Here is a 14311-nt window from a genome sequence, read left to right as displayed (position 1 = left end):
GCATCTACTGCAAAGGTACGAAATTTTCGTTATGGATGACACCGTTACGTCCCAAAGATATAGAGAATCGCACAAGCGTAACATATGGAGGACGAGATGACCGAGGCGAACCACGGGAAAACGAACTGGAGCAACCTGCCCTGGCACCGGCAATGGCTGGCAAAGCAGGCGGAAGATTTGTTCGACTTCTTTCAGTATCGCGCCATCAATCCCAAGGGCGGCTTCTTCGATCTTGACCGCCAGGGCTCGGCCTTGCAACCAGAAAACCCGGTTCGCGGCATCCACATGTCGGCGCGCATGGTGCACTGCTTCTCCATCGGCCACCTTCTGGGTCGCCCCGGCTGCGGCGATGTCATCGATCACGGCATGACCTATCTGTGGAACAACCATCGCGATGCAGAGCATGGTGGCTACTTCTGGCAGGTGGATGAGAACGGTCCCGTCGACGCCCGCAAGCAGGGTTACGGACATGCCTTCGTGCTGCTTGCAGCGTCTTCCGCCAAGACCGTTGGACACCCGCTGGCCGACCAGATGCTGGCAGACATTACCAACGTTCTCGAAACCAAATTCTGGGAAGAAAAGCACGGCGCGATCAACGAAGAATTCAATCGCGATTGGTCTCCCATCGAAAACTATCGCGGTCAAAACTCCAACATGCACCTGACCGAGGCGCTGATGGCGGCCTTCGAGGCCACAGGCGACACCGCCTATCTGACCAAAGCCGAGCGTATTGCCGACCTCGTCATTCGTCGTGCGGCCGGCGCGCTGGATTTTCGCGTTCCCGAACATTTCGACGAGAACTGGGTGCTGGACAAGGATTATCGTGGCAACGAGATGTTCCGCCCCTCCGGCTCCACGCCCGGCCATTGGCTGGAATGGGCACGCTTGATGCTCCAACTCTGGGTGTTGGGCGGGCGCAAGCATGAGTGGATGCCGATGGCGGCGAAATCACTCTTCGTACAATCCATGTCGCTGGGATGGGATCGGGAAAAAGGCGGCTTCTTCTACACGCTGGATTGGGACAACACGCCCGCCAAGCGCGAAAAGCTGTGGTGGCCGATGTGCGAGGCCGCCGGTGCAGCCCACTTCCTCAACGAACACCTGCCCGCCGACGAGTTCTACGAAGACAGCTATCGCCGCGTCTGGAGCACCATCGCCAACAGCTTCCTCGACCACCAGAACGGTGGCTGGCACGAGGAACTGACGGAAAACCTGATCCCCGCCAACACCATCTTCCCAGGCAAGGGTGACATTTATCACGCGCTGCAAGCCTGCCTCATTCCGCTGTTTCCAGCGGATGGAAGCTTGACGAAAGTGATTTCGGATAAGGGCGGACGTTTTTAACGAGCGCGGGGCAAGTGACGAAAGCTCGGTTCTTCCGGCAATCCGCATATCTTGCGCGATACAATCAGCCCAAAATCTTTGGGCTGAAGGAAGCTTTCAATCGCCCGCGGAACCAGGAAAGACGCTCTTGCTGTTACGAAAACTCACACGCGATATCTCAGCGCGGTGTAACGGAGGAATGTGTCAGAACCCCAGCGTCTCTTCGAAGTTATCCCACGACTGATACATTTCGTAACGACCAACGCCCTTGATCGGCACGTGCCCATAATACGGGGAAAGCTGGAATTCTGCCGCTTGTTCGCTCTTATGGGCAACGGCACCGACATAGATCGCGGAGGCAAGGCCGGTCCGGTTGGCGCCGTGTTCACAATGGATGAGTAAGGGCTTTGGCGCGTTCTTCATGATACGCGCCAATTCCTCTGCGCGGGCTTGCGGCAGCTCTTTGGAGGAGCTGAGCGGGAAATCAATCATCTGGACATTGTTGGCCCCGGCAGCGTTCTTTTCCTGCGCGTACCAATCATCGCGGTCTTCATCGCGTAAATTGATGATGGTCTTTATACCGAACTGTTGGGCGTATTGAGCGACATCAGCACCGGAAGGCTGCGCGGATCTGTAAAGCTCGCCAGGCAATACTTCGTGGAAATTTCCCGTCAGCTGGTTGATGCCCATATGGGCGCCAACCGAAGCTGGCACAGCGATGAGAGCCAACACACCAATTTTCAAAATACGTAAAATCAAAGTCGAACCTTTTGGAACAATTCATCAATTACCGTTCAAATGGCATCCCGTCCCAGCCGACACAATGACCCGAAAGTTGCATTCCCGCCATCTCGCCCCCCTCAATCGAGGAAGAGACATGCCCAAGCCGTTGCAAAACCTTTTATGTTAGCGGGTAAAACATTCTGCAAAAAATGAGTTCAAAAAGACGTGAGATTTGTCCGATTGTCGCTATGGTTAAGTGTTCGGAAACATCAGTCGAATTCGGCCGAGTTGATCGTCACCCGCCATTCGAGGTCTCTGCCATCGACGTTTTCATTGTTGCGGAGACGAAACGGGCGGCAAGCGGCATAGGTCTCATGGGGTTCCAGACGCCGCTCGCTGATCTGGTAGGGATCAAATGAAACCGACGCACGGAACGCTGCCTCGAACCCTTCCAGCGTGTAGGTCAGACGGCGTACGGCAACGCCGTTTGTGTTTTGAAAGCTGACCCGAATGGGCGCAGAGGCTTCCGTGCAGGTCGGATCGAAAGACGCGGTTGCAACGATGGCGTTCAGTCGTTCACCAGAGCGCCACCAGTCGAAAACCACCCAGGAAACCGTCGATGCCCAGACGATGGCAAGACCGACCACGACAGGCTTGATATGCCGGGGAAAGCCGATCAGGAAAAGCAGCAAAGCTGCCGTGAGGACGATGCCGATAATCATCTGCGTAACGCACCTGAAGTCGCGGCTGCTGATTGTCTGATCATACTACCTCCCTGATCGATTTGCGTCTCGCCCCACCGATGTGGCGGTCTGCACGTCGTGTCAAGTTACACACGGTGTTTGCAAAGCACCAAAGCCTGAAACACCGGCCGGCACTCCGCAGGCAACACCTTTACGTGATGGCTCAGCGTGATGGATCGGACGGACTGCGGATGGCCTCAATGATCGCGTAGCCTAAGGCGACCATAACCAGCAAGGTCGTGCCGTTGAGCGGGAGAGGCAGCATGATCTGAGTGATCGCGAATTCTCCGCCGAGCATCAGTACAATCTGCACAAAAACAAGCACCAGCATCGTCGTCACAGGAAACGTGACGCCTTTGCGTGTGAAGAAGCGATAATAACCGAACACGAAAACGGGAATGAGGAGAGCAGTCATGGCAAGAACGTAAATCCTCAACCAGGAGGCATTCGCCACAGCATCTGGTGAGAGAAAGACAAGCGGGATCAATAGATAACCACCAGCACTCGCCGCCAGAAAGGGTGGCCATATGACAATGTTCATGACATGGGCGGCACTGTTCACTTTGTCAGAAAGATGCCGTCGATCGATGCTCTGCATCACTGTGCGGATGGCAAATATGATCATCGCGACAGCGATAGCCATCACGAGGACAGCTCCGAACACATGCGAGCCACCGGCGGCGCCCACCCTCAGGAGCTCAAACCACGAAGAAAACTGAGCAGGCAAACCAATCAACGCGGGCAAAAGCCAGACAATCCAGAACCCAGCAAGAAGGCTTGGGAGAGCGACCAGTCTCGACATGAACAAAAGAACCGCAACGCCGCCAACCAGGGATGCGACGATGATCGCCAGACCAAGCGCACTGTCGTCAGCCAGAAATCCCATTGTTGCTACCGATTGCGCAATGCCATAGGCCTGCGACGCGGCAATGAGCAAAGCGACCAGATTTTCAAGAATGACGATAGCGGCGCTGTCCTCCAGACGCGGAACAAGAATTCTACCAAGCTGTCCCAGCGCAAACGCGGTCAGGATTGGCCCCGCTCCAAGCGCGAGGACGGAAAGTTGCGAAGGAACGCCATTTCTCAGTTGCGTTTCCATGAACGCAGGATCAAGCCCGGGTAGTGCGATATTCCAGCCAATCATCGCAACGGCGGAAATCAAGATCACCTGTGCGATCATGCCGACTGCATTGCCTTGCTTGGACCCGGAATCGTAAACCGTAAAACTCATCACCAACCCCTAGTTATGCACAGTGACCATAACGCAACGCAGCGTGGTGTCACCTATTTCTTGATGTGCTTTATCGAAGAGAGGCTCCATGGATTAGAAACAAGTTTTACAACTCATGACGGCGACCCTACAGCCCTATTGAAGCATGAAGGGTCGACGCGCTCGCGGGATTGAACCTCTTGCGCTATTCACCGCGAACCGAAACCTGTGCAAGACAAGTCCAGCCTGATGTGGCGTGAACGTATGTGGTGGGCCCGGAGAGAAGAGGCGGACACACCGGCGTAAGCCTAGATTGGAAACGAAAACAAGACCTTGTCGTGCTTTTGGATACGTTTTCGAGCTTAGTCCTGTGTACGGGAACCGGGAGAAATGTCAACATTCCATACCGCATCAATACTCAGTGAGGCTAGGAGACGGGAGAGATTTGTATTTCTTCATAAGCACCACAAAGGCCCTGAAAAAATCTTTTCATACCACACCGGTGGTGTCGAGTGTACTAATTTTGTGGACCGATTTTTGGCTTCTCTCGGGTGAAGATGTCAACATTGAACTGAACAGCCCCCAGTTTGCCGGAGACACCACTCGTAAGAAGTAGGGTCTATGACAAGGAAAATGACAAACAAGCTTTCTCCTGAAGTCCGCGCCGTTCGAATGGTGGCCGAGCATGAAGCGGAGCATCATCCTTCGCGACGGTCGGCTGTGTCTTCTATAGCCGCCAAGATCAGCTACTCGGCAGGGCTTCGGTTACGTCGAGGCCGTGGAGTTCGCCACGCTTAAATGGGTAGATTGGTTCAGCAACCGCCGCCTTTTGGAGCCTATCGCCAACATACCGTCAGCCGAGGCCGAAGAACGATATAAGCCCTGCTGGACGCACCAGCCATGGCAGCATAACTTAAACCAAACGGTCTCCGAGAAAACCGGGTCTGTTCAAAATGCAGTGAATAAAGAAGTTTAAGCGCCTTACAGTCCAGAGATGATAATGGTCAGCAGCGCTAAGTGAACGAATCTCCAAAAATATCGACAATCTCAGATTGATTTCCTGACGTTATCTCGTCTAAATCCATCAATTACTGTTTTGGAATTCTTGAGCGTAATCGGCATGGTTCTGTTTTTGAAAAAGGAAGAGATTGAGAGTTGGCTTTTTGAACTCATCCTCCGACGGGATATTTTAGGATACTACGAAGCCGAAGTGCGTGAGTTGGCTGGCTTATGCAAAAACCAGTCGGAATTTTCGTTGCTCAAACACATCCTTGAGAAAGTTGTCATTGTCAACGAAACCCAACTTCAATCAGCTATAGAACGTATGGCAGAAGGAATTAAGTCGCAGCTTAAGGAAGACCAAAAAGCTGCCATTGTTGCAATGGCATGGGACGATAGCCCCGACAGTTCTCAACAATTGCTACAAAGATTGAAAGTCCAATTTCACAGTTGGAAAAATATTAAGTTCTTCAATAGAGTTCCATCATATGTAAAGCCGTCAGTTATGAAAGAATTTTCTACTTTCATATTGATTGACGATTTTACAGGAACTGGCAGCACTGTTTTGTCGAGAATGAACTATGTAATGAAAGCCGGAGCAGGATCAGGAATAAATCTTGATGGTAGAATTAATTTACTTTTCGGCATCAATGAAGCGCTGATTAATATAAAAAACTCGTACACTAACTTAACTTGCGTTTACAGTCTGCCCAAGGGATTGAGTGGACACTTTTCTGGTGAACAGTTGACCGACAATATTAGCCATATGAAGCGTCTCGAAGAAGAACTGGCTGCGAGCATTGATGGCAATCAACTACCAAGTCTGGGGTATGGGGGTGCCGAAGCGCTTTTTGCATAAGACACGCCAACGCTCCAAACTCGAATTTTCCGATCCTCTGGTGGCCTCAAGATGCAAAATTGGAAGAACGGTCACCCATATTTAGGAGAGCAGGATTTTGAGTAATTTACGTCTCACTCCAGTCGATCTGATGCTGTTGCGAGAATGCCTCTCGAAATTTGAAGGACTTTCAATAGGAAGCATTACATCGACCTTGGGCGTCTCGATAAAAGATGCTGTCGAATCTTTCCGGCGGTTGAGCCAGCTAGAACTTCTAAGCCAAAGAGAGGGCATCATCGCTTTAACTGAAAACGGAAGAGAGTGGGTCAACGCAAATCAGCGACTCTTTGCGTTCAACGGGGATAAATCGTGGAGGTCCATCCCAGATGAATATAGGGGGAACCAAATTTCCGCATTCAGCCCGTATGTTCCGCGATTATCAAAAATTCCTCGGTCTTTTTTTGATGCAAGCAAGGGATCAAAATGATAGGGCTGCCTAAGGAATGGTTGTCATTAGCGCAAAGAAGTGGATTCGCTTCTGCGGTTGAGGTTCGCGATAGCCTATCGACTACTCGATTTTTAGAGTGTTCTAAAAAGTCGAGTAGTCGAAATGCGCTCTCCGAGCGCATCGGCACGATTGTCGCAGAAACTCGAATTTTCTTAGAAAATCCGAGTTCTGCGTCACTCCTGCCGCAGCGATGCCTTGCATCGAAATGATTACGTAATGGCAACCATTCCTTACCAGCGCGAGCACCTTTCCAGATGGAAAGCGTATCTTTCCGATATCGGGGTCCGAGATGATCTCAAGGCAATCTACCTTTTCCACGTAAAAAAAAGCCTTGAAAAAGGCGTGCCGCCTATTTTCGAGCACGAACAACTAGCGCTCTTGCTCGGTATTGACGTCGCGCATTTGATGAGAATGCTATTCGGTCAAAAAAGTTTTTATCGCGAATTCAGTCTGAAAAAGAGATCAGGGGGCTACCGTACCATACGCGCGCCTCTTCCTACCCTTTTAGAATGCCAAAGATGGATAAATTCCAATATACTATCGGCTGTGCAACTGGCTCAGCCCGCAATGGGATTTCGTGAGAGGCATTCGATAGTTGATAATGCGCGAATTCATTGTGGTAGGGAGGAGCTTTACAAAATTGACCTGAAAGACTTTTTTCCTTCGATTGGCTTCAGGCGCGTAATGGGCGCTTTCGTTTCTTTGAACTACCCAAAGCATGTCGCGTTTTTTCTAAGTACAATATGCACAGTTGATGATGAATTACCCCAAGGAGCCGCGACGAGTCCCACACTTAGCAACATAATATGTAATAGGCTCGATATGAGATTGCGCGCAATTTGCAGAAAAAGAAAATTGCGATACACGCGATATGCCGACGACATAACTATCTCAGGAAACAAAATAACCGACGAATTGAAGTGGATTGTTCACAAAATCGTCGAAGATGAAGGGTTTGTCATCAATCGGGAAAAGATCAGGCATGTTTTCGCTGGCGAAAAGAAAATTGTTACGGGGCTAGATATAACGTCTGGCGTGGTCCGTATTCCAAGACAATATCGCCGTGAAGTTATGAAAGACGTATACTTCGTTTGGTCTTCCGGCCTGTCCAATCATATGGCGAAGAATAGAGCATTTGAGCCAAACTATATCGCTCAACTCGCCGGGCGACTTCAATTTTGGAAACATGTTGAACCCGAAAATCCGCAAATGTTAAAATGTTTGAAACGATTTAAAAGCGTAATGCTGTCGTATCAGAAATAACAGTTTTGCTTTTGCTTGCGACAAACTATCCGATTATTGGAATTTTATGACGCTTGGATTTTGAGCAAAACGCTAAAATTGGGGTTAATCTTTCGATTTCTGCTCTGATTCCGAACGTGGGTCCGACTGGAACTGGATTTTTCCAGCTCTGATCACGATGGAGGTTGGTTTCGCCACCGGGATTTTGAATGGCAATCGGGACGCAAAAATCCGTTTGCGCTGTGAAGACGATCCCTCTGGGCCAGATGATACAGATGAATTTACGATGTGATTTCTTGCCGCCCACAAATTTCCTTGAGACGATGAATCTCAAGGAGATTTACAATGCAGCACCAGCCGTTTACCCCCGCGCAAAAAGAGAAAATCAAAAAGCGGGAAGAACGCCGCCGACGTGAGAGACGGCAGCGCGAGGCCGAATATCGCCGCCGCATCGAACGCTTGCGCCGCCAGATCGATGCGGCTCGAAAACGCCGCCAGCGGATGCTCCTGCTTTTCCTGCTGGCCGTGCTCGCTATGCAGGAATCTTTTCTGGCGGCATTCATGCGCTCCCACACATACCAGCCCGATCCAGAGCCGACAGGGTGGACGCCTGACCCTGCGAGCGACTATGCACCACGCTCCGGCCATGATGACCATTGCGACGGCTACAGCTACAAGCAATGGACGCGGATGACCGCCGAACGCGGTATCCAGATGAGCCGCAAGGCCGAGCTAAAGTCGGAGTGGATGGCTGATCCAGAGCGCGAGCTTTTCCCAACCAGATACAAAGATTGGAGCTATCGTCCATTTCTTGGTGAGATCATGAACGACCTTTCCGAGCAGCGCTATCAGTCGGATGCGCTGGAAGGGCTCAAGCTTCTATCCCCGTCCGAGACACACAAATATCTGGATGAAATCTATGCGATCAATCCGCTCAATCTTTTGCACTGCCGTGCGGAATTGAGCGCCGACATCGTGAGAAATTTCCAAAGCCGCTCAGTTTTGTGGGATGAGCAGAAAAGGCGAGAAGCCGAACAGGCAAAACGTGACAAGGAATTATCGCGGAAGAATGATGGCGACAAAGGAATTCCAGAGCCAAAGTGAAGGAGTTCTCGGAAAAGTAATTTTCAACAAAAGGATTCGAATAAAATTCCAATTATGTTGACATAAGTCCGATTTATCGATTTAAAATACCAGTTGACGAGAAATTTATTCTATGATTGTCTCCGCATCATCAACAACAGGAGACGCTCATGCTTAGTAATGATCGCGGTATAAAGTTCGATTGGAATGAGACGTTTTGCGAAATAACTGTGTCGGAGGATTTGGGATACATCCTTGAGGTGCGGCAATGGTGGGAAGGCAGGTACGGATACGTGATCGACAAGGTGCATCCCTCCGACAGTAGCGTGGACGACATCACAATCGGCCAGTGGCACGCACCTACGGAAACAGAAGCGCGGAGAGAAGCGGAAAAAGCGTTCTTGCGACATATTGATGGTGGCCTATCGCTCGTGCAGTAAGCCACGATAATCGATCCGCTGCCAGAGATGGCAGCGGGCGTTACGACCGGTCTTTCTTCTTAAAATTGGGTTTCAAAATCTGCTTCGGCGCTGGTGACAGTTCCGGCTCGGAATGATCGGCAACAGGCGAAAGCATTGAGCGCAGACGGTCACGTTCGATACCAGCTTTGAAGGCCACATCTTGTGCTTCGCGGACTTTCCGCTCGGCTTCGTGACGCTGATGTTCGGCTTCCAGTTGCCGTCGCTCGGCTTCCTGTGCGGCAACCCGCCAACGGTCAACTTCACTGAAAAACTCTGCGCGAACCTTCTCGACAACTGACGACGTTCGTAGACGGTCCCAGATGGCACGTAGGCGACCGGCCCAACCGGAATATCGTTCGGCATCCGCCAGTATCGCTTTTGCCTGTTCCTGTTCCTGCCGAACGCGATCCTGCGCAGCCATCGCGGCGGCGGTTGCCTTCCGTGCCGCATCCGTCTCTCTTGCAGCGTCGGCAGCGATCTTGGCCGCTTCCGCTTTGGTATGACTTATGTACGTCTCGCCATCCGCCTTAACTTTACGTGCTCGCTGGACGACCTGTTGCAGAGCTGTTGCCTGTACTTGTTCGCGCTGCCACTCGCCCCGTGTCAGACGGCGGCGCTGAGGACCGAGGCGTGTCAACCCACAAGGAATTGCAACCGCTTCATGATAGCTGTCCTGCCATTGCCTCATGGCGGCCTTGTAGGCGGCGTCAGCCCTCTTTGAGAGGGCTTTTTTGTCTTCGTCATCCTTGCCGACGTCCATGGCGTCACGCTTTGCAGTGACGCCCGGATGATATTTAAGCGCCGACATCCCCGGTTCCCCGGTCGGTACGACATATGCATGAATGTGAAAGTATTCCTCATCTTCATGCCTGATGACGGATTTAAGGTGATCCCCATATTGAGAACGAAGCCAAGCAACTGTTCGCCTTTCCCATTCCTCCGCTTCTTTTAGTTTCGCGGGATCAGCACGAATTTCGGCCATGGTCGCCGGGAAGGAAGCGACAACTGTATGGAGAGTTTTTTTGTCGCGAGCTACCTTGCGAACGTGACCGCCTTTTACGGCAATAGTGGCCACGGCTGCGGCACTGTCATGGATTTCCTGCGCGGCCCCGACATCGACCCCGTACACCACCACGGGCGGTGCGGGATTTTCGACATGGACGCAGGCTTCCGGTTTGCGACCGGCCTCAGCAAAGACAAAGTCGGTTGAACGCCCCTTAGCGTCGGCTTTGCGTGCGTAAGATTCGAGATGGATAAATTGGTATCCCATGCATTCATCGCACCTTACGGCTGCTCAACTCTTTGGTCAGCAGCTTTTCCAGCTGCAACCAATCTCCGTTGAGGTCTGCTACAAGTTCGTACTTGAATTCACATGAGCGGCCTTCCATATCCCAGAGCCATTGCGCGACCGGCCCGTACTGGGGATTCGTACGCAGATCGCGCCATCCAGCGTCAGAAGGTTTTGTCCAGTTTCTCGCCAACTCAGGATCACCGGAGCGCACCGCATCATGTAATGCAGATAAGACGGCCATCCGGCTCACATCCAAGTCAACAACGGTCGCAATTCTTCGCGAGATATCTTTGTTTTGTTTCATCGCTTTGCTCAAAAAAGTAGGAAATTACTCCTTTAATCATGAGAGCAAAAACCATGGGCGCAAAGCGTGTTTGGGAACGGAATCAAATCAGTAGTGACCGACTACTGATTGCAAGCAACCATCGGCTCTTCGAGGAGGCCTTCAGCCGGACCACGTCATGGAGACAACGCCGTTGAGGGTCTGCCGACTACCCCCTTTATGGCCGGGGATGCCATCATGCTGCCGCGAGCCAATCGGTTTCGGACACCCCGAAAAGGTCAGCCCAGATGGCGTCATTTTCGTCCTCACAGGACGTACCGGCGACTGGCAATCGAGCCACGTCGGATGCCATGGCGCTCCTCAGCAATTGTGCTGGCGATGCCGTCGACAAAGGAAATTCACGGTCAATGAATTCCTTGCCGACCTCATAGCTACCCGCTGGTAGCGTCGTCAGCCGGTCCTCAGCGGCCTTTCGGCTCTGTTGCTGGAGTACGGTTGCGTCCGTGGCGATCTTCTCAATCCGTTCTCGGGCATTTGGTGCATCCAAAATCGAGCGGATTAATATTTCTGGATCAGGTATCTGATCCTCGAAAATCGTTTCGTGAGGTTCTTGGTACGGTATTGAATTGAGCCGCGAGACAGTTGAGCTACATGTGTGAACTATATAGCAAGCGGCTTTCGCCGCTTCCCATATATCGACGGAAGTCATATCTGCGCCGGACTGTACGGCTTCCAGAGCCACGCGGGCGACTTCCAGCGCTTCTTCAGGTGATGGCGCATTGGCGGCATTCCACCATTCCCGCGCCTCTCGCTGCCACTCGCAAATGTGATACCCGTCCTCTTCGGACAGCGTTCGCGCATCGTAATTTTGCACCATGATCATCGGCTCTGCCCATGGCGAGTGTCGCCACTGTGGGAGCGTCAGGCCGATTACGATGTTTTTGACAGGTCCACCATTAAGGCCCTGCGGAGGCGTTTCCTTCAGGTCTAAACTCGCTGACGTGGACGCATCGCTGCGTTCATCCTCATCTTTGTCAGCCGCAATTTCTTCGTCTTGATCCTCGTCATCTTCCACCTGACTACCGCGCCTGCCTTTTTTGACGCGCATCAATTCGCTATCGCCGCCCTCACGGCGGACGCGGACGATCTTCTCGCGCCGGGCCTTAAGGCCTCTCATCCACTTCATAAAGTCGCCGAGTGGCTGGCAGATTTTCAACCTCTCCGTTTGCCGGTAGAGCCATACAAGTTCTTCTCCCGATGCCTTTTCTGTGTCAGCGGGCTTGGAACAGTATTTGACGATCTCTTCCACCTTCTCAATCGTGCCATTATCTTTCCACTCCGCGCCGATGAATTTATGCGTACCACGCAGGAAATCCGTCCAATCCTCAATCACCCGCGTCGGCCAATACAAGACGTTCGCGTGGAGATGATACAGGACTGTCTCACCCCCATACCGCTCTGAAAGGTCAGATTGCCGCCCCTGCTTTTTGGCCTCATCATCTCTCTCGGCAGCAGTTGAACGCGTGAATTCAATGCCGCGAAACAGCACCTTGATCCCTTGCTCCTTGCAGACTTCGTCTGCCCATTTTGAAATTTTCCGTGACAATCGCTGAATAGGTCCTCGCAGGTCTTTGAACGCGGGGATAAGTTCATTGCAGGTCATCACAGCATAACGAAAATAATGGGCGTTACGATTTTCTATCATGAACAACTTTAGGCCGTTCACCAGCGGCCTCCTGTCGCGAGCGGCGACGAGCGGAAGAAACCGCACGGCGCGGTACCTCCGATGGTTCTCAACAATATTCGTCACGGCAGAAATACATGTTATGCCGCCGCTGAGGATCACTTCCTCGCCAGCATCCTGGAGTGCTTGCGCGATACGGTCGTTCTGAGCTGCGAGCACTTTCGAGGCAGTCGCGCGTTTGGCCCACCTGGCTGGATCAATCGACCATCCGCAATTGCCTTTTAAAACTGCATTATGGGTTTTCGAACCGCGTGCCGTCTTCGCGGCAGCAGCAAGAGCGCGTGTCGCAATTCCGCCAACTGGCGGCTTCGAAATAATGTCAACATTACTTTTTGGAAAATCGTCTGGCTGCTGTTGTTCGGCTGGGCTATTTGCCAGCCCGGCGCTCACTTAATTGTCAATGGGAGCTTTACAACAAACATGAAATCGTTCATCTTTTTCAAACAGTGTTTAAGAAGACGCCGGAGGGTTCCAGCCCTGTGAAGGCGTCTTTTTAATGGTCAGGGGAAAAACAATCGGCGTCAACCGACCAAATTAGCAATAGCGCAAAAGGTGACGCGACATCCGATCCGGTTCAAATGCTCTTCCTCGGTCTCTGTCCAATTCCAGTTATCATCGTGTGACCGCATGATCTCGTCATCATCGTGGGTTTCCGAAACCCATTGAATAAACTGATCTTCGTCGCCGCAATCAATGATGTGGGCAGTTGATTTTTGGTCGTACTCGACAATGGCAAGTACGCGATCTATGCGCGGTAATTGGCCAGCCAACCACTGCCCAGCTTTAGAGGAACCGAAGTAGTTCATCGGGACGACCTCTTCACCTTGTGAAGGTCACGCAGTTCGGCGGTGCACTCCTCCAACGCGTTTTTGAACCGCCGCGCATTGGCAAGTTCGTCATTGATCCCCTTGAACACATCTCCAATGTCAAAGCGCGGCCCCGCCCATCCTACCTTGGCGGCATTGAGTTGATCGGTTCCGAAAGATTTTGCTACCGAGATCAGCAAGCCCGCTCGATCAAGGCATTGCCCGCATTCGGCATTGAGGCGTTCGCCTGTCTTTTTCAGGTCGTTCAAGCGGATGTCGAGTTCATTTCCTTGCATGTCGATCTCCCGAATATCCAAAACCTTGGAGATTATGGTCCATGTCGTTCCTTTCAAGTTGTTGGCATAGCTTCGCCCCTCCGTTGGAACGGAAGCCAAAATTATGATGCTGGTTGGGAGTGGGAGCGCACGAATGCGCTCCCTGACTCTGCGTTTGCAGAGAAAGGCCACTGCCGATGACAGAAGCGGGACATCCCTACGTTTGTAGGGAAAGAAGAGCCGCCTATTCGGCGGTAAAGTACGACCTATTCAGGGCCGCATGCCTTCAGAGCCACCTCTTCGGCGGTAGAAGTCAGTTCGTTCAAATCCGCGCGCCATGTGGACTGGAGCGAGCAGGACAGCCGATCAACCCAGCCGAATAAAAGCCCGAAAACTTAAATTCCAATCCCCTATAGGGTGACAAAATCCAAGGTGTTCGGCTGTCCTGAAACCAAGATGGCTCACTTGCGGGGAAGGCGCAAGATGTAATCGGACGAATTTTTCGCTCAAAAAAGCAAAATGCAAAGTGCAACTTGCTCTATTGGACTAAAATAGAATCATATTCCCCAATATTCGCGAAAGTACGATTTGGATAGAAATTATTGTTTCCGCATCCTTAGACCACATAGAAGGAAATGATATTTCCACAAGTGCCAGTGAAAATAATTCTGCCACCTCGCAATTCGGCGCATCTCAGAGCGAGAAATAGGGCCAGATCGTCAAAAAATCGGCAGGGGTAGCCTCGTTCTATTCCACGACGATTTTTCCTTTTCCTTCGGATC

General features: G+C 51.7%; 14 protein-coding genes and 1 pseudogene. 7 read left to right on the top strand and 8 right to left on the bottom strand.

What is annotated here, in order from left to right; genetic code table 11:
• The first annotated feature begins 84 nt into the window (after nucleotides 1–84).
• Nucleotides 85–1344, top strand: a complete 1260-nt coding sequence (locus tag GGQ73_RS07970; RefSeq protein ID WP_183895383.1) for an AGE family epimerase/isomerase — start codon at nucleotides 85–87, stop codon at nucleotides 1342–1344.
• 183 nt (nucleotides 1345–1527) lie between these two features.
• On the opposite strand, the gene GGQ73_RS07965 is transcribed toward GGQ73_RS07970, so the two are convergent.
• From GGQ73_RS07965 to GGQ73_RS07955, 3 genes are all read right to left on the bottom strand, one after another.
• The gene (locus GGQ73_RS07965) at nucleotides 1528–2052 is read right to left on the bottom strand and encodes a dual specificity protein phosphatase family protein (RefSeq protein WP_234900309.1); all 525 of its coding nucleotides are present in this window, start codon (nucleotides 2050–2052) and stop codon (nucleotides 1528–1530) included.
• 263 nt (nucleotides 2053–2315) lie between these two features.
• Nucleotides 2316–2768 (bottom strand): hypothetical protein, encoded by a 453-nt coding sequence (locus GGQ73_RS07960; protein ID WP_183895381.1) that lies wholly within the window; start codon nucleotides 2766–2768, stop codon nucleotides 2316–2318.
• Between the two features lie 184 nt (nucleotides 2769–2952).
• Nucleotides 2953–4020 carry a hypothetical protein gene (locus tag GGQ73_RS07955; protein ID WP_183895379.1) on the bottom strand — a complete coding sequence of 356 codons (1068 nt, stop codon included), beginning with the start codon at nucleotides 4018–4020 and terminating at the stop codon, nucleotides 2953–2955.
• Nucleotides 4021–4771: 751 nt separating this feature from the next.
• Between GGQ73_RS07955 and GGQ73_RS07950 the strand changes: the two are divergent.
• The 5 genes and pseudogenes from GGQ73_RS07950 to GGQ73_RS07930 all read left to right on the top strand — a co-directional run.
• Nucleotides 4772–4911: pseudogene (locus tag GGQ73_RS07950) on the top strand (IS3 family transposase); the annotation flags it as partial.
• A 208-nt stretch (nucleotides 4912–5119) separates the two neighbouring features.
• Complete coding sequence (locus GGQ73_RS07945; RefSeq protein ID WP_183895377.1) at nucleotides 5120–5857, top strand: phosphoribosyltransferase-like protein; 738 nt, start codon at nucleotides 5120–5122, stop codon at nucleotides 5855–5857.
• Between the two features lie 703 nt (nucleotides 5858–6560).
• Entirely contained in the window at nucleotides 6561–7607 is a 1047-nt protein-coding gene (locus tag GGQ73_RS07940; protein ID WP_183895375.1) for a reverse transcriptase family protein, read from the top strand.
• A gap of 324 nt (nucleotides 7608–7931) precedes the next feature.
• Nucleotides 7932–8690, top strand: a complete 759-nt coding sequence (locus tag GGQ73_RS07935) for a hypothetical protein (protein ID WP_183895373.1) — start codon at nucleotides 7932–7934, stop codon at nucleotides 8688–8690.
• 149 nt (nucleotides 8691–8839) lie between these two features.
• Nucleotides 8840–9109: a hypothetical protein gene (locus tag GGQ73_RS07930; protein ID WP_183895371.1), complete on the top strand. Its 270-nt coding sequence runs from the start codon at nucleotides 8840–8842 to the stop codon at nucleotides 9107–9109.
• A gap of 40 nt (nucleotides 9110–9149) precedes the next feature.
• On the opposite strand, the gene GGQ73_RS07925 is transcribed toward GGQ73_RS07930, so the two are convergent.
• Nucleotides 9150–9938 (bottom strand): hypothetical protein, encoded by a 789-nt coding sequence (locus GGQ73_RS07925; protein WP_183895369.1) that lies wholly within the window; start codon nucleotides 9936–9938, stop codon nucleotides 9150–9152.
• 201 nt (nucleotides 9939–10139) lie between these two features.
• Between GGQ73_RS07925 and GGQ73_RS07920 the strand changes: the two genes are divergently transcribed.
• Nucleotides 10140–10340: a hypothetical protein gene (locus GGQ73_RS07920; protein ID WP_183895367.1), complete on the top strand. Its 201-nt coding sequence runs from the start codon at nucleotides 10140–10142 to the stop codon at nucleotides 10338–10340.
• Nucleotides 10341–10404: 64 nt separating this feature from the next.
• Here GGQ73_RS07920 and GGQ73_RS07915 read toward each other — a convergent pair whose 3' ends face one another.
• The 4 genes from GGQ73_RS07915 to GGQ73_RS07900 form a co-directional block, all read right to left on the bottom strand.
• Nucleotides 10405–10725 (bottom strand): hypothetical protein, encoded by a 321-nt coding sequence (locus GGQ73_RS07915; protein WP_210290062.1) that lies wholly within the window; start codon nucleotides 10723–10725, stop codon nucleotides 10405–10407.
• Between the two features lie 214 nt (nucleotides 10726–10939).
• Entirely contained in the window at nucleotides 10940–12550 is a 1611-nt protein-coding gene (locus GGQ73_RS07910; protein WP_210290061.1) for a hypothetical protein, read from the bottom strand.
• A gap of 419 nt (nucleotides 12551–12969) precedes the next feature.
• Nucleotides 12970–13254, bottom strand: coding sequence for a hypothetical protein (locus tag GGQ73_RS07905; RefSeq protein WP_183895363.1), 285 nt, complete (start codon nucleotides 13252–13254; stop codon nucleotides 12970–12972).
• A complete protein-coding gene (locus GGQ73_RS07900; protein ID WP_210290060.1) occupies nucleotides 13251–13607 on the bottom strand; it encodes a hypothetical protein in 357 nt (118 codons plus the stop codon). The genes GGQ73_RS07905 and GGQ73_RS07900 overlap by 4 nt, the downstream gene beginning before the upstream one ends.
• Nucleotides 13608–14311 lie beyond the last annotated feature (704 nt).

Source organism: Rhizobium skierniewicense (assembly GCF_014196515.1).
GTDB lineage: Bacteria > Pseudomonadota > Alphaproteobacteria > Rhizobiales > Rhizobiaceae > Agrobacterium > Agrobacterium skierniewicense.
The sequence above is the reverse complement of the archived record's forward strand: the minus strand, read 5'-3'. Positions and strand labels throughout refer to the sequence as shown.

Bases quoted from the DNA above. Each gene is read 5' to 3' on its own strand.
- GGQ73_RS07970 (WP_183895383.1), top strand. From the start codon at position 85: ATGGAGGACGAGATGACCGAGGCGAACCACGGGAAAACGAACTGGAGC.
- GGQ73_RS07960 (WP_183895381.1), bottom strand. From the start codon at position 2,768: ATGATTATCGGCATCGTCCTCACGGCAGCTTTGCTGCTTTTCCTGATC.
- GGQ73_RS07955 (WP_183895379.1), bottom strand. From the start codon at position 4,020: ATGAGTTTTACGGTTTACGATTCCGGGTCCAAGCAAGGCAATGCAGTC.
- GGQ73_RS07945 (WP_183895377.1), top strand. From the start codon at position 5,120: ATGGTTCTGTTTTTGAAAAAGGAAGAGATTGAGAGTTGGCTTTTTGAA.
- GGQ73_RS07940 (WP_183895375.1), top strand. From the start codon at position 6,561: ATGGCAACCATTCCTTACCAGCGCGAGCACCTTTCCAGATGGAAAGCG.
- GGQ73_RS07935 (WP_183895373.1), top strand. From the start codon at position 7,932: ATGCAGCACCAGCCGTTTACCCCCGCGCAAAAAGAGAAAATCAAAAAG.
- GGQ73_RS07930 (WP_183895371.1), top strand. From the start codon at position 8,840: ATGCTTAGTAATGATCGCGGTATAAAGTTCGATTGGAATGAGACGTTT.
- GGQ73_RS07925 (WP_183895369.1), bottom strand. From the start codon at position 9,938: ATGTCGGCGCTTAAATATCATCCGGGCGTCACTGCAAAGCGTGACGCC.
- GGQ73_RS07920 (WP_183895367.1), top strand. From the start codon at position 10,140: ATGGAGAGTTTTTTTGTCGCGAGCTACCTTGCGAACGTGACCGCCTTT.
- GGQ73_RS07915 (WP_210290062.1), bottom strand. From the start codon at position 10,725: ATGAAACAAAACAAAGATATCTCGCGAAGAATTGCGACCGTTGTTGAC.
- GGQ73_RS07905 (WP_183895363.1), bottom strand. From the start codon at position 13,254: ATGAACTACTTCGGTTCCTCTAAAGCTGGGCAGTGGTTGGCTGGCCAA.